General features: G+C 39.9%; 12 protein-coding genes. 6 read left to right on the forward strand and 6 right to left on the reverse strand.

The window, feature by feature from the left end; translation table 11 throughout:
• Window positions 1-354 precede the first annotated feature (354 nt).
• The 5 genes from HMPREF9010_RS08260 to HMPREF9010_RS08240 all read left to right on the forward strand — a co-directional run bounded on the left by HMPREF9010_RS08260 (window position 355) and on the right by HMPREF9010_RS08240 (window position 10,235).
• Window positions 355-1,527: a site-specific integrase gene (locus HMPREF9010_RS08260; protein ID WP_008650053.1), complete on the forward strand. Its 1,173-nt coding sequence runs from the start codon at window positions 355-357 to the stop codon at window positions 1,525-1,527.
• 830 nt (window positions 1,528-2,357) lie between these two features.
• Window positions 2,358-5,312 (forward strand): SusC/RagA family TonB-linked outer membrane protein, encoded by a 2,955-nt coding sequence (locus HMPREF9010_RS08255; RefSeq protein ID WP_032852848.1) that lies wholly within the window; start codon window positions 2,358-2,360, stop codon window positions 5,310-5,312.
• A 13-nt stretch (window positions 5,313-5,325) separates the two neighbouring features.
• The gene (locus HMPREF9010_RS08250) at window positions 5,326-6,786 is read left to right on the forward strand and encodes a SusD/RagB family nutrient-binding outer membrane lipoprotein (protein WP_008650062.1); all 1,461 of its coding nucleotides are present in this window, start codon (window positions 5,326-5,328) and stop codon (window positions 6,784-6,786) included.
• A gap of 102 nt (window positions 6,787-6,888) precedes the next feature.
• The gene (gene hflX, locus HMPREF9010_RS08245; RefSeq protein WP_004326261.1) at window positions 6,889-8,151 is read left to right on the forward strand and encodes a GTPase HflX; all 1,263 of its coding nucleotides are present in this window, start codon (window positions 6,889-6,891) and stop codon (window positions 8,149-8,151) included.
• Window positions 8,152-8,243: 92 nt separating this feature from the next.
• Window positions 8,244-10,235, forward strand: a complete 1,992-nt coding sequence (locus HMPREF9010_RS08240) for a DUF4954 family protein (protein WP_008650063.1) — start codon at window positions 8,244-8,246, stop codon at window positions 10,233-10,235.
• On the opposite strand, the gene HMPREF9010_RS25565 is transcribed toward HMPREF9010_RS08240, so the two are convergent.
• A complete protein-coding gene (locus tag HMPREF9010_RS25565; protein WP_229097412.1) occupies window positions 10,207-10,467 on the reverse strand; it encodes a hypothetical protein in 261 nt (86 codons plus the stop codon). The two genes, HMPREF9010_RS08240 and HMPREF9010_RS25565, sit on opposite strands and share 29 nt — an antisense overlap.
• A gap of 34 nt (window positions 10,468-10,501) precedes the next feature.
• Here HMPREF9010_RS25565 and HMPREF9010_RS08235 point away from each other — a divergent pair, with 34 nt between their 5' ends.
• Window positions 10,502-12,139 (forward strand): fumarate hydratase, encoded by a 1,638-nt coding sequence (locus HMPREF9010_RS08235; RefSeq protein ID WP_004306525.1) that lies wholly within the window; start codon window positions 10,502-10,504, stop codon window positions 12,137-12,139.
• Window positions 12,140-12,314: 175 nt separating this feature from the next.
• Here HMPREF9010_RS08235 and pelA read toward each other — a convergent pair whose 3' ends face one another.
• The 5 genes from pelA to HMPREF9010_RS08210 all read right to left on the reverse strand — a co-directional run bounded on the left by pelA (window position 12,315) and on the right by HMPREF9010_RS08210 (window position 20,008).
• Complete coding sequence (gene pelA / locus HMPREF9010_RS08230) at window positions 12,315-13,409, reverse strand: pectate lyase (RefSeq protein WP_008650065.1); 1,095 nt, start codon at window positions 13,407-13,409, stop codon at window positions 12,315-12,317.
• A 151-nt stretch (window positions 13,410-13,560) separates the two neighbouring features.
• Window positions 13,561-14,901, reverse strand: coding sequence for a TolC family protein (locus tag HMPREF9010_RS08225; protein ID WP_004306530.1), 1,341 nt, complete (start codon window positions 14,899-14,901; stop codon window positions 13,561-13,563).
• On the reverse strand, window positions 14,898-17,930 hold the full coding sequence (locus HMPREF9010_RS08220) for an efflux RND transporter permease subunit (RefSeq protein WP_008650067.1): 3,033 nt from the start codon (window positions 17,928-17,930) through the stop codon (window positions 14,898-14,900). Before HMPREF9010_RS08220 ends, HMPREF9010_RS08225 begins: the two co-directional genes overlap by 4 nt.
• Window positions 17,931-18,108: 178 nt before the next feature.
• On the reverse strand, window positions 18,109-19,197 hold the full coding sequence (locus HMPREF9010_RS08215; protein WP_004299195.1) for an efflux RND transporter periplasmic adaptor subunit: 1,089 nt from the start codon (window positions 19,195-19,197) through the stop codon (window positions 18,109-18,111).
• 139 nt (window positions 19,198-19,336) lie between these two features.
• Window positions 19,337-20,008, reverse strand: coding sequence for a hypothetical protein (locus HMPREF9010_RS08210; protein WP_004299196.1), 672 nt, complete (start codon window positions 20,006-20,008; stop codon window positions 19,337-19,339).
• Between the last annotated feature and the right edge of the window lie 31 nt (window positions 20,009-20,039).

Below are 20,039 nucleotides of genomic sequence, written 5' to 3' on the forward strand. Positions count from 1 at the left end.
TAAAAAAAGGTTGCAAATATAACATTTTGTTATTTTATAAGCTGTATTTATGCCGATAAGCATATTTTTTTCAACCAAAAGCTTTGATTGCTAAAACAGCAATTGACACTTTGCATAAGCAAAATGCCTCTTTTAATATTTCTTTTACTCGTTTTTAGTCATAAAACACCTTTGAAAGCCATTCTTTTTGCTTTTTTCGTGAAAAAGCGAATAAAAAAGTGGCATTTAATTTAAAGTTTTGTGAATACCAAGTGATTTGAAGATTTATTTTTTAGAGATATTAATGCTTATTCGCCTCTGATATAGCACAGAATTACGTCTAATTTGTTCTATTATTAATTAAAAAATGAAAGTATGGAAAAGATCAGTTACAACCTTGTGTTTAACAGAAAGAAGAGATTGAATAAAAGAGGAATGGCATTAGTTCAGGTAGAAGCCTATCTGAACAGGAAAAAGATGTATTTCTCCACCAAAATATATCTCAAACCGGAACAGTGGGATACCAAACGAAAAATGGTGAAGAATCATCCTAATGCGAATGTTTTGAATCGTATGTTATATGAAAATATAGCAGCTATTGAGCAAACAGAACTTGGACTATGGCAACAGGGAAAGTCCATATCGTTAGATTTATTAAAAAATTCGATTGATAAACCTCTAAGCAATGGAAGGTCGTTTTTGACTTTTTTTAAAGAGGAGATAGCCAATTCTTCTTTGAAAGAAAGTACCCGTCAAAATCACCTTTCCACGCTTGAATTACTTCAGGAATTCAAGAAAGAGGTATTATTTACCGATTTGACATTTGAGTTTGTGTCTTCATTTGATAATTACCTGCAATCTAAAGGTTATCACCTTAATACTATTGCCAAGCACATGAAGCATCTGAAACGATATATTAATGTTGCAATAAATAAGGAGTATATGGATATACAGAAGTATGCCTTTAGAAAATATAAAATTAAAAGTATAGAAGGAAGCCATACACACTTAGCTCCGGAAGAGTTACACAAATTTGAGAATTTGCAGCTGACTGGAAGATATACGAGACTGCAAAAAACAAAAGATGCTTTTTTATTTTGCTGTTATGCTGGATTACGATATTCTGATTTCACTAATCTGACCTCTGCAAATATTGTTGAGTTCCATCAGGAGACTTGGATAATATACAAATCTGTCAAAACAGGTATGGAGGTACGCCTTCCTTTATATTTATTATTTGAGGGTAAAGGAATCCAGATATTGCAACGCTATAAAGATGACCTCAATAGTTTTTTCAAGTTGAAAGACAATTCTAATATTAATAAGGAATTAAACATATTGGCAGGCTTGGCTAAAATTGATAAACGTGTATCGTTTCACACCGCCCGTCATACAAATGCTACCTTATTATTATATAATGGTGCCAATATAACTACTGTACAAAAACTGTTAGGACATAAAAGTGTAAAGACTACGCAGGTATATGCGAATATTATGGATATTACAGTGGTGCGTGATCTTGAGAAAACTGCCTCATCAAAAAAATAATAATAAGCACAAAAACTAAACGAAAGTGTTCTGTTTTTAAGATTTGGTTATAGAAATGGAAGGTATAATTTTCTCTAATAGAAGAAAGTGTGTATAATTAAATGAAAGAATATGCAATATAAGTTCCGAAAACGCATATATATAATCTAAAGATACATCATAATTACGAATATTATCACTCGTCCCATTTAAAGGAATAAAGCGTTCCTTTAAAAGGAACGAGTCATTGGTCGTAGAGAAGCCCTTGCTTTCTTTAAAAGGAAAGGATTAAAAGCTAATTTATAAACTTGACAGCCTCTAATAGCTATTAAAATCCGGTATTTGGGATTCTTTCATTTTAGCATCAGATAAATGATAAATACCTCTTTTTGCATAATTAGATGTAATTACACAATCTCTTTGATACAGAAAAAGCATATAACCATCCAATATAAATATTCATCAATCATATTCTCTGCGATTTTGGAGGATATTTGAATCCACCCCTGCATATTTTAAAATATACAGTAATAAAATATGCATTTTTTCATCTGGAGTTTTTCTTTTTCTTAGATTACCGTTTGCTAATGAATATATTATTATAGTCAATAATTATTGGATATAATTTAGAACAAGAAAACCATCTTCAACAGTTAAGATGGAAATAAGTTTTAGCTTATATCATATAAGATAAGAACTTAAATAATTAACTAATAGATGGTTATGCCCTATTTTTGATAGAAATCTGGTATCATAAATCAGTAAATTAATATGTTTGGTAGGTGCTTAATATATTGATAATCTGCATAATAACTACAACAAAAATTTATTTTCGAAGGAAAGCAAACATCATATATATTGTTAGTAATCAACATATTATAGTTGTATTTAGTTCTGCAAAGACTTTGCAGATTTCGTATATTGGTATGCAGACACAAGAAGTGGTGATCAAACCAACTTTAAAAGTTGTGCTAAAGTCTGATTCCCAAAATCTAGATGAGGTTGTAGTGACAGCTATGGGGATTAAGCGATCGGAAAAATCCCTAGGTTATGCCGTATCTAGTGTGAAGGGAGATGAAATAACTAAAGCACGTGAAAGTAATGTACTTAACTCTTTGTCTGGTAAGATTGCGGGACTGCAAATAGCCCAATCATCTGGTACGGTAGGTGGTAGTTCAAGTATACAGATTCGTGGTGCCTCTTCTATTGGTTCCGTTTCTTCTCCTTTATTTATTATTGACGGGCTTCCAATTGACAATGGTTCTTATAATCCTGACAGAACTAATGGTATAGTCGATGTTGGTAACCGTGCAGGGGATATCAATTCAGACGATATTGAATCTATCAATGTATTGAAAGGAGCAGCTGCAACTGCATTGTATGGAGCGCGTGCAAAGGATGGTGCTATTGTTATTACTACAAAGAAGGGAAAAAAGAACTCTCCGGTATTTGTAACAGTAAACTCTTCTACACGATTTGAAAATGTACTGAAGTTACCTGATTTTCAAAATGAATATGCACAAGGTAGTTATGGCGTATATAATGTGAAAATGTTGAATGGTTGGGGACCGAAGATTTCATCGGTACAAGATCAACAGTTTACAGATTACAAAGGTGACAAAGTGACTTTGAAAGCAAATCCTGATAATGTAAAGGATTTCTATGAAACTGGAATGAGTTATATTAATAATGTATCAGTTGCGGGTGGTGGTGAAAAGGCCGACTTCCGCTTGAGCTTTACTTCTACTAATCAGACTGGTGTTGTACCTGGGTCTGACTACAATAAATACGCTTTTTCTGTCAATGCGGGTATGAATTTTACTAAGAACTTCACTGGTCGTATTTCTGCTCAATATATACGTTCCGATTCTGAAGGTCGTCCGGCACAAGGTGCAAATGATAGTAACCTACTGATTCCATTGATCAACGGATTGCCTAGAACTATTGATATACATGATATTCAAAAGAATTGGATTGATGAGAATGGAAAGCAGATAACATTAGATCCGGAAGGTAAAAGTAATAATCCATATTGGATTATTAATAAGAATAAGTTTACCAATAATTTAGATCGTATGATTGGTAATATTACATTGACTTATAAACCGATTGAAGGATTGACTATCACCAATAATGCCGGAACAGATTTTTACACAGAAGGAAGGCGTAAGGTGTATGCAAAGGGGACTGTAGGAGCCTTGAACGGAAAGTTCCAGACTTGGAATTTGTATAAAAGAATTATAAATAATGACTTAATGGTTTCTTACGAGAAGACTTTTGCAAATGACTATCATTTTAAGGTAATGATGGGGCATAATCTCTATCAGGAGGAATGGAAAAATGAAAATGTGCAGGCGCAGAATCTGGTTGTTGATGGGCTATACACATATACTAATGCGAAGTCTACTACTCCGGTAAATTATTATGAAAAGAAACGTCTTGTTGGTTTATATGGAGATATTAGTTTGGGATACAAAGATATGCTTTTCGTAAATGTAACAGGACGTAATGACTGGTCGTCTACTCTACCGATCAATAATCGTTCCTATTTCTATCCTTCCATAAGTGGTAGTTTTATTTTTACGGAGTTGATGGAAAACAAAGATATTCTGAATTTTGGTAAGGTTCGTTTGAGTTATGCTAATGTGGGTAGTGATGAAGATCCGTACAATTTGGCATTTAAATATACTCCCGCTAGTACTTACTTTTTGCAATATCTGGGTGATGTTAACACTTTCCCCCATATGGGATTAGTTGGCTTTACGGGACCTCGTGTCTTACCAAATGAGAATTTGAAGCCGCAAAATCAAAGTTCTTTTGAAGTTGGAGCTGATTTGCGTTTCTTCGGTGGAAAAATTAGGTTAGATATGACTTATTATAGCAATATTACAAAGAATCAGATTGTAAGTATTGATGTCCCATTGTCAACAGGCTACTTTGCCAATAATATTAATGCCGGGAAGATTGCCAATAAAGGTGTTGAAGTAACTTTGGGGTTGACTCCTGTGGAAACACGTGATTTTAAATGGGACCTGGATGCAACATTTGCTTCAAATAAGCAGACAGTGGAGGAGTTAGCTGAAGGACTTGATGAATATACGTTAACGAGTGGACTGAGCGGTTTACAAATTAAGGCTGCTAAAGGAGATTCGTTTGGCTTGTATGGCACGGGTTGGAAACGTGATGACCAAGGAAATTATGTGATTAATTCTAAAACAGGTTTGAGAGAAACTGTTAATAACGTGCGTTTAGGAGATGTATATCCTGATTTTACGATGGGAATCAACAATACATTTACTTATAAGGGAGTTACCTTGAGTTTCTTGATTGATATCCGTCATGGAGTTTCTTTGTATTCAGAGACTGTAGCTAATTTAAGAAGTAGCGGTTTGGCTGCTGAAACAATAGCTCACCGTGAAGATGCTTCCTTTATTGAGCCGGGTGTAATCCTTCAGGATGATGGAACATATAGACCTAATGATGTTCCTGTGAAAAGTATGCAGGATTATTGGCAGCATATATCCAATTCTAGTAATAATGAAGGGAATATCTATAATGCATCATTTGTAAAACTCAGAGAGGTACAGTTGTCTTATAGCTTCCCGCGCAAATGGTTCAAGAGCTTTTTTGTTAAATCATTGGATTTAGGTTTTGAGGCACGTAACTTATGGATTATTAAAGATCATGTGCCACATATTGATCCGGAAGCTAACTTCTTCGGTCCTTCTCAGATTGGGGGTGGTGTAGAGTTTAACAGCATACCTTCTACCAGAAGTTTTGGATTTAATGTCAGATTAACATTGTAAGATTTAAACGAATATGATAATGAAAAAGAAAATATTAACATACGCATTGAGCGCTTTGGCATGTTTAACTTCATGTAGCGATTGGCTCGATATTAACCATGATCCCAATACTGCCGAGAAAGTTGATCCCGGGTATTTGTTTAACTATGTAGCTGTAAACTGGGCTGGAACACGCACTGGTGGTGACTTTTATATTCCTTTATCTATGAGTTCGCAGTGTCAAGTTGATGGTGGACTTGATTACGGTGGCTGGGATGAATCTGTATATACTATTTCTCCTTATAGTACAGGGAATGTCTGGAAACATTATTATTCTGTAGGTGGCAATAATTTGATGTTAGCTATTAAAAATGCAGAAGAGTCAGAACCGGTGAATCACAATGCTATTGCGCAGTGTAAGATTCTTTTGGCTGAGCATATGTATGAGGCAACGATGTTGTGGGGAGATATTCCTTTCACAGAATCCTGGAACGGAACAATTAAATATCCGAAATTTGATTCTCAGGAAAGTGTATTGAATGGTGTTTTGTCATTACTTGATGAGGCATTACAGCTTATAGATCTGAATGATGCTAATGCAATTGATGAGTACGATATCTATTACAAAGGTGATATGAACAAATGGATGACTTTGGCAAAGTCTTTAAAGTTTAGAACATTGATGGTTATGGTAGATAAAGACCCTTCTAAGGCTGCTGCTATTGGTACGTTGCTGCAGGCTGGAGGAATGGTTGCATCAGCAGCGGACAATTTGGTATTTCCTTACTCTACAGATCCGGGTAACCAGAACCCTAAATATGAACTTATAGAATTGGTTGGGGGGACACAAATATTGTTCTTTGCTAGCAATTATATGTTGAAACCGATGCAAGAACGTGATGATCCCCGTATTCCCTGTTATTTTGAACCGGGTGCGGATGATGTATACCGGGGGTTGGGTAATAGAGAGGCTGCAAAGACGGATGATGAAGAAAATCTACTGTCATCTGTTGTAAGCAACTACCTTTTCAGAAGAGACGCTCCGGAATTGATTTATTCTTGTCAAGAACAGCTACTTTTGGAAGCAGAAGCTTATGCGCGCGGATTAGGAGTTGCTCAAAATCTGTCGAAAGCTAATGAACTGTACCTGAAAGGAATTCGTGAAGCATGTGCTTTTTATGGAGTTGCGGAATCCGATATTGATACATATGTTACAGGTTTACCGGAATTGACAACGATGACCCAGGAAAAAGCTCTGTATGAGATTCATATGCAGCAATGGATTGATTTGATGGATCGTCCGTTTGAGGAGTTTGTACAATGGAGGCGATCTGGTACTGCCGGAAACGAGGTTCCGACATTGCAAGTCCCGGAAGATGCAACTTCAAAAGAATTGATCAGAAGATGGGAATATAGTCCTGAAGAAATGACAGCTAATATTAATGCACCGAAAGAATCTCCGAAAATCTGGGAAAAACTATGGTTTGATTTATAATTGAATTACCATAAATGATACGAAAAAGAGGACAATAAAACATTGTCCTCTTTTTTTTTGTTATATTTGCGCCCACATTATTATATATAATAGAAGTAAAGAATGAAAGAATTTGTAATATCCGAAGCCAAAGTAGAAACAGCAGTGCTTGTAGGACTCATCACACAGACGCAGGATGAGCGTAAAACAAACGAGTATCTGGATGAACTGGCTTTCCTTGCCGAGACGGCTGGGGCGGAAGTTGTGAAACGATTTACACAGAAGTTGCCGACGGCTAACTCTGTAACTTATGTTGGAAAAGGAAAGTTGGAAGAAATCAGACAATATATCCATGACGAAGAGGAAGCAGAACGTGAAGTAGGAATGGTCATCTTTGATGATGAGCTTTCTGCGAAACAGATTCGTAATATTGAAGCTGAACTGAAAGTGAAGATACTGGACCGTACTTCACTGATTCTTGATATATTTGCCATGCGTGCGCAGACAGCCAATGCGAAGACACAGGTAGAACTGGCACAGTATAAATATATGTTGCCGCGTTTGCAGCGGCTTTGGACTCACTTGGAACGCCAGGGAGGTGGTTCCGGTGCCGGTGGTGGCAAAGGTTCCGTGGGACTTCGTGGTCCGGGTGAAACACAGCTTGAGATGGACCGCCGTATCATCCTGAACCGTATGTCATTGCTGAAAGAACGTCTGGCGGAGATTGACAAGCAGAAAGCTACCCAACGCAAGAATCGCGGACGCATGATACGTGTTGCACTGGTTGGTTATACCAATGTGGGAAAATCAACCATGATGAATCTTCTCTCCAAGAGTGAAGTGTTTGCGGAAAACAAACTGTTCGCTACTTTAGACACTACTGTGCGCAAAGTGATTATCGATAATCTACCGTTCCTGTTGTCAGATACAGTAGGGTTTATTCGCAAGTTACCTACCGACTTGGTAGAATCTTTTAAATCTACCCTGGATGAGGTACGTGAAGCAGATTTGCTTGTGCACGTAGTCGATATTTCCCACCCCGGATTTGAGGAACAGATTGAGGTGGTGAACAAGACCCTGGCAGAGATTGGAGGCAGTGGCAAACCTATGATACTTGTATTTAATAAAATAGACGCTTACACCTACGTGGAGAAAGCGCCGGACGACCTTACCCCCCGAACAAAGGAAAACTTAACACTCGAAGAACTGATGAAGACGTGGATGGCAAAAATGGAGGATAACTGTCTCTTTATTTCCGCCCGCGAACGAATCAATATAGACGAACTGAAAAATGTAGTTTATCAGCGAGTGAAAGAATTACACGTTCAGAAATATCCCTATAACGATTTTCTTTATCAGACCTACGAAGAAGAAGAGGAAGAATAATCAATATGCTAATATGCTGATGTGCCAATTGGTTGCGCGTACTGCATCAGAATTGGCACATTGGCATATGGGCACATTAACACATTATTAAGATGAAAGACTATCGTAGATTGACTGAAGATGAGATACTTCAGTTGAAGAGCCAGTCATGTCTGGCCGATGATTGGGGAAATGTATCAGTGGCAGAGGGTTTTAATTGTGAGTACGTCCATCATACCCGTTTCTCGGGTGAAGTAAAACTGGGGGTATTCGAAGCTGAATTTACATTGCCGGGGGGAATCAAGAAACATTCGGGATTACGTCATGTGACGTTGCACAATGTGTCGGTGGGCGATAACTGCTGTATTGAGAATATACAGAACTATATTGCTAATTATGAGATTGGCAGTGACACCTTCATTGAGAATGTAGATATTATTTTAGTGGATAGGTTAAGCACTTTTGGTAATGGGGTAGAAGTGGCTGTCTTGAATGAAACAGGAGGCCGTGAGGTGTTGATGAACGATAAATTGTCTGCGCACCAGGCATATATTCTTGCACTGTACCGCCATCGTCCCGAGCTGATAAACCGTATGAAATCTATTGCGGATTATTATTCCAATAAACATGCTTCTGCTGTCGGCAGTATTGGCAATCATGTGATGATTCTCAATACGGGCTCGATCAAGAATGTCCGGATTGGTGATTACTGCCATATCTGTGGGACCTGCCGCTTATCCAATGGCAGCGTCAATAGTAATGTGACGGCACCTGTACATATCGGACATGGTGTAATCTGTGATGACTTTATTATTTCTTCCGGCTCTAAAGTGGATGACGGTACGATGCTGACTCGTTGTTTCGTCGGACAATCCTGTAAACTGGGACACAATTATTCCGCTTCCGATTCTTTATTCTTCAGTAATTGTCAGGGAGAGAACGGTGAGGCATGTGCTATTTTTGCAGGTCCTTTCACTGTGACACACCATAAATCTACTTTATTGATTGCCGGTATGTTCTCGTTTATGAATGCGGGTTCGGGGTCCAACCAGAGTAATCACATGTATAAGTTAGGTCCTATCCATCAGGGAACGATGGAAAGAGGAGCGAAGACTACTTCCGATTCATATATCTTATGGCCGGCACGTGTCGGGGCCTTCTCTTTGGTAATGGGACGTCATGTTAATCATGCCGATACTTCCAATCTTCCTTTCTCTTACCTGATAGAGCAGCGGAATACCACTTATCTAGTTCCGGGAGTTAACTTGAGAAGTGTGGGTACTATCCGTGACGCACAGAAATGGCCAAAGCGTGATAAGCGAAAAGATCCGAACCGGCTGGATTATATCAATTATAACCTGCTGAGTCCTTATACCATTCAGAAGATGTTTAAAGGACGTTCCATTTTGAAAGAATTGAAACGTGTATCCGGTGAAACTTCAGAGATCTACTCCTACCAGAGTGCTAAAATCAAGAACTCTTCTCTGAATAACGGAATCCGTTTTTATGAAATCGCCATTCACAAGTTCTTGGGAAACTCCATCATAAAACGATTGGAGGGTATTAATTTCCAGACCAATGAAGAAATCCGTCAGCGACTGAAACCTGACACGGAAATCGGACTTGGCGAATGGGTGGATGTTTCCGGACTGATTGCTCCCAAGAGTGAAATCGACCGATTGTTGGATGGTATTGAGAATGGAACAGTCAATCGTTTGAAATCCATCAATGCAAGTTTCGCGGAAATGCACGAGAATTATTATACCTATGAATGGACATGGGCTTATCATAAGATTCAGGAATTCTATGGCTTAGATCCGGAAACGATTACGGCACAAGATATCATCGGTATTGTGAAAGCATGGCAGCAAGCTGTTGTCGGATTGGATAAGATGGTGTATGAGGACGCTAAGAAAGAATTCTCATTGTCTTCCATGACTGGATTCGGTGCTGATGGTTCTCACGATGAAATGAAGCTGGATTTTGAGCAGGTACGCGGTGATTTCGAAAGCAATACCTTTGTGACAGCAGTATTGAAACATATTGAAGATAAAACAGCTCTTGGAAACGAGTTAATCAAACGGATTGAAGCAATCGGATCATAATAGGAGTGGCAGATGGCGAACTGTGGATGATAAACAGGATATGATAAATAGCAAACTGTAAATAAAATAGTGAGCGGTGAACGGCAGATGTCAATGAATGGCATAGCTTGTTTACCGCTCGTTGTTTATAGTTTATGATTGTCTTTTGCTGTTCCTGCTTTTCTCCGTTATTCATTCTTAATTCTTCATTCATCATTCGCCATTCTTCATTCTTAATTACTACCTTTGCCACACTAACTAACATTACGTAATAAAATAAGAAACTTATGGCAACACCTCCGTTTAAGTATCAGCCCATGTTTGAAAAGGGAAAAGATACAACTGAGTATTATCTGCTTACAAAAGACTATGTATCAGTAAGCGAGTTTGAAGGAAATCCTATCCTGAAAATTGAGAAAGAAGGTTTGACTGCGATGGCTAATGCAGCTTTTCGTGATGTATCATTCATGCTTCGTCGTTCGCACAACGAACAAGTTGCTAAGATTCTGAGTGATCCGGAAGCAAGCGAAAACGATAAGTATGTGGCGCTGACTTTCTTGCGCAATGCAGAAGTTGCTTCAAAAGGCGTACTTCCATTCTGCCAGGACACCGGTACTGCTATTATCCATGGTGAAAAGGGACAGCAGGTATGGACTGGATATTCTGATGAAGAAGCGCTTTCACTGGGCGTATATAAAACATACACTGAAGAAAACCTGCGTTATTCACAGAATGCGCCTCTGAATATGTATGATGAGGTAAATACCAAATGTAACCTCCCTGCACAGATTGACATCGAAGCTACCGAAGGTATGGAATATGAATTCCTTTGTGTAACAAAAGGTGGTGGCTCTGCCAACAAGACATATTTGTATCAGGAAACAAAAGCGATCCTGAATCCCGGTACATTGGTTCCGTTCCTGGTTGAAAAGATGAAAACATTGGGAACAGCCGCTTGTCCTCCTTATCATATCGCTTTCGTAATCGGTGGTACTTCTGCTGAAAAGAACCTGTTGACAGTGAAATTAGCTTCTACTCATTTCTATGATAACCTGCCGACTACCGGAAACGAATATGGTCGTGCATTCCGCGATGTCGAACTGGAAAAAGAAGTATTGGCAGAAGCTCACAAGATTGGGTTAGGTGCACAATTCGGAGGTAAATATCTTGCTCACGATGTACGTATCATCCGTCTGCCTCGTCATGGTGCTTCTTGCCCGGTAGGTTTGGGCGTATCTTGCTCTGCCGACCGAAACATCAAATGTAAAATCAATAAGGAAGGTATCTGGATTGAGAAACTGGATTCAAATCCGGGTGAACTGATTCCGGCTGAACTGCGTCAGGCAGGTGAAGGTGATGTTGTGAAGATCGACCTGAACCGTCCGATGCCTGAAATCCTGAAAGAACTGACTAAATATCCGGTTGCTACCCGTTTGTCATTGAACGGAACGATTATCGTAGGTCGTGACATCGCTCATGCTAAACTAAAAGAACGTTTGGACCGCGGTGAAGACTTGCCACAATATATTAAGGATCATCCTATTTATTATGCAGGTCCGGCAAAAACTCCGGAAGGCATGGCGTGTGGCTCTATGGGTCCTACTACGGCAGGACGTATGGATTCTTATGTAGAACTGTTCCAAAGTCATGGCGGCAGCATGGTGATGTTGGCAAAAGGTAACCGTAGCCAGCAGGTGACAGATGCTTGTCAGAAATATGGTGGTTTCTATCTTGGTTCTATCGGAGGTCCGGCAGCTATCCTTGCACAGAACAATATCAAGAGCATCGAATGTGTGGAATATCCGGAATTGGGTATGGAAGCTATCTGGAAGATTGAAGTAGAAAACTTCCCTGCATTTATCTTGGTAGATGATAAGGGTAACGACTTCTTCAAACAGTTGAAACCGTGGAATTGCAAAAAATAACCGGTTGATGCCTGTTGGGATAAAACTGTAAGAAGAGGCTGTAAATGCCTTGAATTAATAAAGGGGCTGTTTGACTATTTTATTGTTAGACAGCCCCTCTTCTTATTTTAAGGACTTAAAGACTTTCCGGATATTTACTTTTTCAGTGTAAATATCAGCCTTTCATCAGTTATGATTACTTATTCTGTTCTTTTTTCCATTTTTCATATCTCTTCAACACCTTGCTTCCATCTTTGTTATACCAACTATAACCATTTCGGCGTTCGTGTCCGATTTCCGATATATCATATTTTTTAATGGCATCACGGTCGCAGAAAAAAGGCCGGTTTGTTTCCAGATCATAAAAACGTGCCCAAAGAGTAGGACAGTCTTCACAGGGAACCATGCGATAGTCTTTTTTGCCATCACTGTTAGTGAAATATTCCTTCTGTATTCCTTTTATTTCAGACTTTTGGAACCATTTGATAGCACCTTCTATGGATTTTACAACGTCTGCAGATGGATGGGGAAGTGACATCAACAGTAATACAATGTTGTCAGACTCTTGTCCGCTTAGTGACGGGAGTTCATAGGCACGTGCTTTGCAGGGTTCCAAAGTGACACGGTCGTGTTGGGCGCACCACACTGTTAACTCTCCATTTTGGCGCACCTGCGTTTTGAGTATACACTCTATCCCTTTATTAAATGCAATACGTGCTTGTTCACAGATATTGTCAGGAAGGAAAGTGTAGGGAGCTTTCTTTTCGTATATGCTCCGAAGTTGGTTCATGACTCTCACCATTGCATTGTCATTGTAGGTGATTTGTACGTAATAACCTTTGGGACGCGGATAAAATTGAGGCCATCCACCGTTTTCATACTGCGATTTGAGCAGATATTGAATACCGTTCAGCACTCCTTCTTTATATTTCTCTTTTTGCGTAGCTAGATAAAGTCGTGACAAATATTCTATTTCTGTCGTGGTGGCATTGTTGTCAATGGTGCTTTGGTTGGTATCTTCTTTAGCTTTTAGTGCTGCATTATATTCTTGTTCCGTCAGTTCTGCCGGCATATAGATATTCTTGGGCCAGCCTCCGGTCGTTTGTTGATAGAGTAACACGTTGTCACCGATGCGTTGGGCTTCTTCCGTCTTGAAGAAATCATCGTCAAATTTTGGGGCGATGTGTACCCATTCTTTGTAGTTCTGTTGTTTTCTGTAATCTGTTGCTTTTTGGGCTGAGGCGTTTGTCAGGATAAAAAGTAGCAGTAAGAAAAGACTTAGTTTTCTCATGGCTTTTATTATTTAATGTTTTTATAGTATGCAAATGTAGGAAGAAAGAAAAACATCGATATGTAATAACTGTTTTTTATACAGTAAAAATTGGGTTAACCCTCCCGATAAGAAGATTAACCCAATCAAAAAATAAATGGAAACTACTTCCTTATTCCAGATATTTCGTAATCTTTCCGCTGATTTGCAACAGGGATATTTCGCAAAGTTTCGTATTATATTCAGCAGAGAGGATGCGTTCCTCTGCATCTAACAAACTTTTTTGTGCTTCACGCACTTCAAAACCGGAGAGGTCCCCCTGTATATAACGGTCCATGGCTATATCGTGATTGTCTTTGGCGGTTATCAGGTTTTGACGTTCCAGGTTCAGCAGTTGGAGATTGTTGCGATAGGCTTGCCATAGGTTACTGAGATCAGAGCGAAGTGCTAATTCCAAGTCCTGTCGTTCCAGGCGACGATTCTTGAAAGCCAGACTTGCATTTCTCTTTTCGCGGCGGCGATTACCGTCGAATATATTAAAACCGACAGTTATTCCGGCATTGAAGCCCAGTTCACCTCTTCTGCTGTTTGCATTGATGTCATACTTGTTGAACGTATATCCATATCCGGTATTTAATTTGAGATATGGATAGTTGCGTGAGTTTATTTTCTTGTAGTCCAATTGGGCAAGTACCGTGTTTTGATCGGCCTTGAGCAAAGAAGCATTGGTTGCTAACGTAGAATTCCACAAATCATCAAATTGCAAGTCGCTGTGTACGTCGATGGTGGAGTCTTTGATAATAATGTTTTGATTGACATTGTTGTTAGCCATCAGTTCATTCAACTGGATACGTGAAGAATGTAGCAATTCCTGTTGTTTGATGTATTGGGCACTGTCTGCGTTGAAATCCACCTTTGCCTGCTGATAATCCAGCCCTGAAAACTTACCGACCAGATGACTAGCCTCGGCTATGCGCAAGCGCTCTTTGGAAAGTGACATTGCATAATGAAAGTTTTTCAGACGAATCTTCTGCTGGATAAAATTATAGTACTCGGAAGTCAGGGCAGCAATAAAATCTTCAATGGCAATACGCGTGTTGGTTTCCCCCTGACGTTCCAGCTCTTTCAACTGTTTGTAGGTGGTACTGATATTGAATCCGTCGAAAATAGTCCAGTTGAGGTTAAGACCGACATTAACCGTCTGATCGTAGACTCCGTTATTTTTTGTTATTTCCCCGGTAGCACGCGCCTTGGTCTCAATATTGTCCAGGTTTCCAGTATATCCGGCAGAGAAGTCCAGTGTAGGCAGGTAACCTGCATTTCCCAACGTTGCGTTGTTTTTGCTGATCTGCTCTTCGTTATGGATGATACGTAAAGAGTAATTGTTTTGCAATCCTTCTTCCAGACACTCCTTGAGAGTGAGAACTTGTGCCTTTGCAAAAGAGACTGATAAGAAGGCACATGCAATGGTGATATAAATGATGCGTTTCATGCAAATTCCTTTCTGTTTCATTCTTGTAGTTTTTTGATTCGGTTAGTCGAAATGTAACTGTAAATAGCCGGTACAATGTACATCGTAAGCAGAGTGGATACGACCATACCACCCACTACCGCCGTACCCATGGCAATACGCTGGTTACAACCTTCTCCGGTGGCAAATGCCAGCGGGATAAGTCCCAAAACCGTAGAGGCACTTGTCATCAGAATCGGACGGAGGCGTTGAAGGGCAGCATCTTTGATGGCACTCATTTTATCCTCTCCGGCTTCCTGTTTCTGATTGGCAAATTCTACAATAAGAATACCGTTCTTCGCCACCAGACCGATCAGCATGATAATACCGATCTGACTGAAAATATTCATCGTAATATCTCCGAAATACATGAAGACCAAAGCTCCGGCAATAGCCAGCGGCACTGTCAACATGATAATCAACGGATCTTTGAAACTTTCAAACTGGGCTGCCAGAATCAGGTAAATCAAAAGGATAGCCAGGATAAAGGCGAACATCAGACTGGAAGAACTTTCACGATATTCCTTCGAGTCTCCCGACAGGGCAGTACGGAAAGTGTCATCCAATGTTTCTTTGGCAATCTTATCCATTTCATCCAAGCCTTGCCCGATTGTTTTGCCGTCTGCCAATCCCGCAGAGATGGTAGCTGACACAAAACGATTATAACGATACAACTTTGGAGGTGCAATACCACTTTCCAATTCAATCAAGTTGTCCAGCTGAATCATATCCCCGCTACTGCTACGGACGTAAATAGCTTTCAGGTCGGCCGGTTTATTTCGTTGCTGGCGGTTGATTTCACCAAGAATTTCGTATTGTTTACCGTTCATATAGAAATATCCCATACGCTGTCCACTTAATCCATATTGCAGCGTTTGAGCAATGTTTTTGGTACTTACCCCCATAATACTGGCCTTGTCACGGTTGATCTGAATACGAGCTTCCGGTTTACTGAACTTCAAATCAACGTCCGCCATCTGGAAAACAGGATTCTCATATACTTTAGCCATAAACTTGGGCAACACTTCTTCCAGCTTTTCCAAATTGGTAGCCTGAAGTACATATTGTACAGGCATACTCCCGCGACGTCCGCCGAAAGAAGACTGCTGCTGTACGAATGAACGCGCCATTGTTTTCTTCTGTACCGCTTTTGATATTTTCTCTGCCACATCCATCTGGGTATAATTACGTTCATTCATATCCTTCAGCGTGATGCGCACGTTTCCGCTACCGCTGGATACACGGGCAGTTACAGCCTCTGCATCAGGCAGAATGGAGTCTACCAGTTGATTGATGTCTTCTGTGTAATCCCTGATATATTCATAGGTGACGCCTTCCGCTCCTCGTGTATTGATACTGATTTGCGAACGGTCTTCAAGTGGGGCCATTTCCGCAGGAACTGCATTCCACAGAATGCCAATCAGGCAAATGGTGATGAAAGTAAACGGAAGAGCGATCCAGCGTTTGCAAAGAAAAGCGGCAAGCGAACGGCTGTATAGCCGGTTCATTCCTTCAAAGAACGGTTCAGTTTTTGCATAGAACCAACTTTGTTTTTCTCGTTTAATGAGTAACTTCGTTGCCAACATCGGAGTGAAAGTCAATGCGGCAAATGAGGATATAATCACCGAACCCGAAATAACGATACTGAACTCACGGAATAATCGTCCCGTCATTCCATCCATAAAGACGATAGGGAAGAATACCGCTACCAGCGTAATAGTGGTGGAAATAACGGCAAAGAAAATTTCTTTGGCTCCTTCTATTCCCGCTTCTTTCGGGGCCATTCCTTTCTCAATACGGATGTAGATATTCTCTGTCATAACGATGGCGTCATCTACCACCAGTCCCACCGATAGTACGATGGCGAGCATGGAAAGCACATTGATGGAGAATCCTGCCAGATACATAACGAAGAAAGCGCCGATAAGGGAAACGGGGATTACGATACAAGGCACCAACGTGACGCGCCAGTCACGCAGGAAGAGGAAGATAATGATGATTACAAGTACAAAAGCTTCATATACAGTGGACTTAACCTCATTGATAGACGCACGGATAAACTTGGTATTATCAAAACCATAATTATAGTGTACATCTTCCGGCAAGTCTTTTTTCATTTGCTCCATACGTTGGTATACAGCATCCGCAATCTCAATGTGGTTGGCTCCCGGCTGTGGAATGACTACGACACCCACCATAGGAACGCCGTTCATTTTCATATAACTCTTAATATCAGCCGGCCCCAGTTCAGCACGTCCGATATCACTGAATCGTACAATACGGTTATTCTCTTCTTTGACAATCAAGTCATTGAATTCATCTGCGGTATGCATCAATCCTAGTGTACGGATCGTCAACTCGGTGGTATTTCCTTCGATACTACCTGAAGGAAGTTCCACATTTTCGTTATCTACAGCGTTTTTAACATCGACGGGAGTGATACCGTAACCTGCCATCTTTACCGGGTCGAGCCAAAGGCGCATGGAGTAACGCTTTTCTCCCCAGATAGATACACTACTTACATCGGAAATAGTCTGTAATTGTTCTTTCACAGTCAGATCCGCTATTTCACTTAACTCCAACAAAGAACGTTTGTCACTTTGAAGGGCAACCATCAAGATAGGCATGGCATCAGCATCTGCTTTTGAAACTGTTGGTGGGTCACAGTCGCGAGGCAGATAACGTTGGGCACGTGAAACCTTATCACGTACGTCGTTGGCCGCTGTTTCCAGATCGACGGACAATTCAAATTCTACTGTGATACGGCTTTGCCCCTGCTGGCTCACACTGGACAAAGAACGGATACCGGGAATACCGTTGATATTCTGTTCCAACGGTTCAGTTATCTGGTTTTCGATAACGTCGGCATTAGCTCCCGGATAAGAGCAGCTGACAGAAATAATCGGATTATCTACCGACGGATATTCGCGGACACCCAAATAGTTGTATCCGATGAATCCGAAAAGGAGGATAATAATCGTTAATACTGTGGCTAATACCGGGCGACGTATACTTAATTCGGAGATGTTCATTGATTTATGATTTATGATTTCTGATTTCTGAATTATGATTTCTGAGTTATGGATTGAAGATTTCTGATTGTTGAATTCTGATTTCTGGTTTCTGAATGTTTGCTGTATTCTGCTGACTTATAAATCATAAATTATTTGGCTTATAAATCATAAATCAGAATTCATAAATCATAAATTCTCATTCTTCAATATTGTCAAGTGTTACGGCGAGTCCGGTACGGAGTTGCAATGTTCCTGAAGTGATGATTGTGTCTCCTACGTGCAATCCTCTAATCACTTGCACTTCAGATGCGGTGCGGATACCGGTAATGATATCCACCGGTTCGGCCTTTCCTGATTTATACAGATAGACTTTATCTTTACCCATTTCCGGCACAATTGCTTCCGTTGGGATGGCTATTGCATTAGGTATTTCATCCTTTTTCAACAGTACACTGGCATAACGGCCGGGAAGCAGGGTGCGATTGACATTCGGGTATAATGCACGGGCGGTAAATTGATGCAGATTCGGATCGATGGCAGATTCTACAGCGTATACCTGTGCGCCGAAAGCATCCAATGTTCCTTCAACGCTGAAATTGAGATTGGTTCCCTTTTTGATTTGCTTGGCATAGCGTTCCGGAACGGAAAATTCAACCTTCAGTGGAGCGATTTTTGTCAGCTTGGCAACGACTGTGGTCGGAGACGCATACGTTCCGATACTGACTTGGCGAAGTCCGATCACTCCGTCAAACGGAGCACGTAGCTCTGTCAGTTCAATATTAGCTTTGATTATTTCTATATCGGCATTCAGAGTTGCTAAATCCGTTTTCACCTGTTCGTAGGCTTCTTTACTGACAGCATCCCGTTTCAATAAAGCATCCTGGCGGAATACACGGTCTTCTGCCAGTTTCAATTGCGAAATCAACCTTTGCAATTGTGCCTGCAACTGTCTGTCATTCACTTTGGCTAGTAATTGGCCTTTCTTTACGGCTGTTCCTTCTTCAAAGTTGATTTCTACAATCTTTCCCGACGTTTCGAAAGACAAATCCACTTCTTCATCGGGCAGAAGTACACCGGTAGTGGTGAATTCATCTGTCAGAGATTGCGGTTTTATGACCTTGGCATTTACATTTAAAACTTGTTTCCCTCTTTTTTTATTACCGCCCATCACTTTGTCGGCGGCTGCTAGTTCGTCGTTTTTTTTCGGTAATTGTGAGTAGATTCCTCCACCGATAATCCCGGCACCAACAAGAATAATGATGCCCCATTTAGTCTTCTTATTCATGGTTTAGTATTGTATATGGCAATTATAATATAATCTTTGAAGATTAGACTTTCCCTGACTGGAAAGGTTTAATCTGTAAATGATAGAAAAAAAGTTAATGCATCTTTTTCAATTTAATAAGCTCATACACTTAAGGGAACTATTCTTTTATGGCATATAGAAGGGTGGTTGATATGACTTTCCCTTTTTTAGTGATAGTTTCTGATTTTACCAGCCCAATATTTTTGGCATACCAATCTATTGAATATTCGGTTTCTGAAATGAACATGACTTTTCCTTTTTGTTCCGTGTAGATTTTAATGCAATCAAAATCTCCCGCAGGAGTATGTATGGTTTCACGTCCTTTATATTTTCCTTTTAGAGAAGCTTTCATAGTCATTGGTCCTGATTTTTGCAAGAAATTACACTGTGGTATATCATCTCCATTCTGAACATGATCCTTTAAAGGTATGCTAATTCGTCCTTCTGCATATATGTTCTTAGAATATTTCTGATATTCATATTCTGATTTACCATCCAAAAGGATAACTTCGGTCATATCTTGACTCTTATGATAAATATAGAATAACCTGTTGATACCACTTTTTATACTTAGAGAATCATAGTGCTCTCCGAAAGCATCTTCTCTTATGATTAAGCGATCACCTTTATCAACCACGTCTGCGATGCACATAGTATCTTTCAGTGTTTTTCCTTCCTTTACTTCGGTTGTTACATAGTAAGCAGTTCTTCCTTTTTTAATACTGCAATATTGTGCATGTGCGGAAATTATGTATAAAATGAAACATAATAAAACTAAGATTTTTTTCATATTGTTTTTTTGTGTGTACTATTATAACTAT

Origin of the sequence: Bacteroides sp. 3_1_23 (assembly GCF_000162555.1) — a bacterium.
Lineage (GTDB): Bacteria > Bacteroidota > Bacteroidia > Bacteroidales > Bacteroidaceae > Bacteroides > Bacteroides ovatus.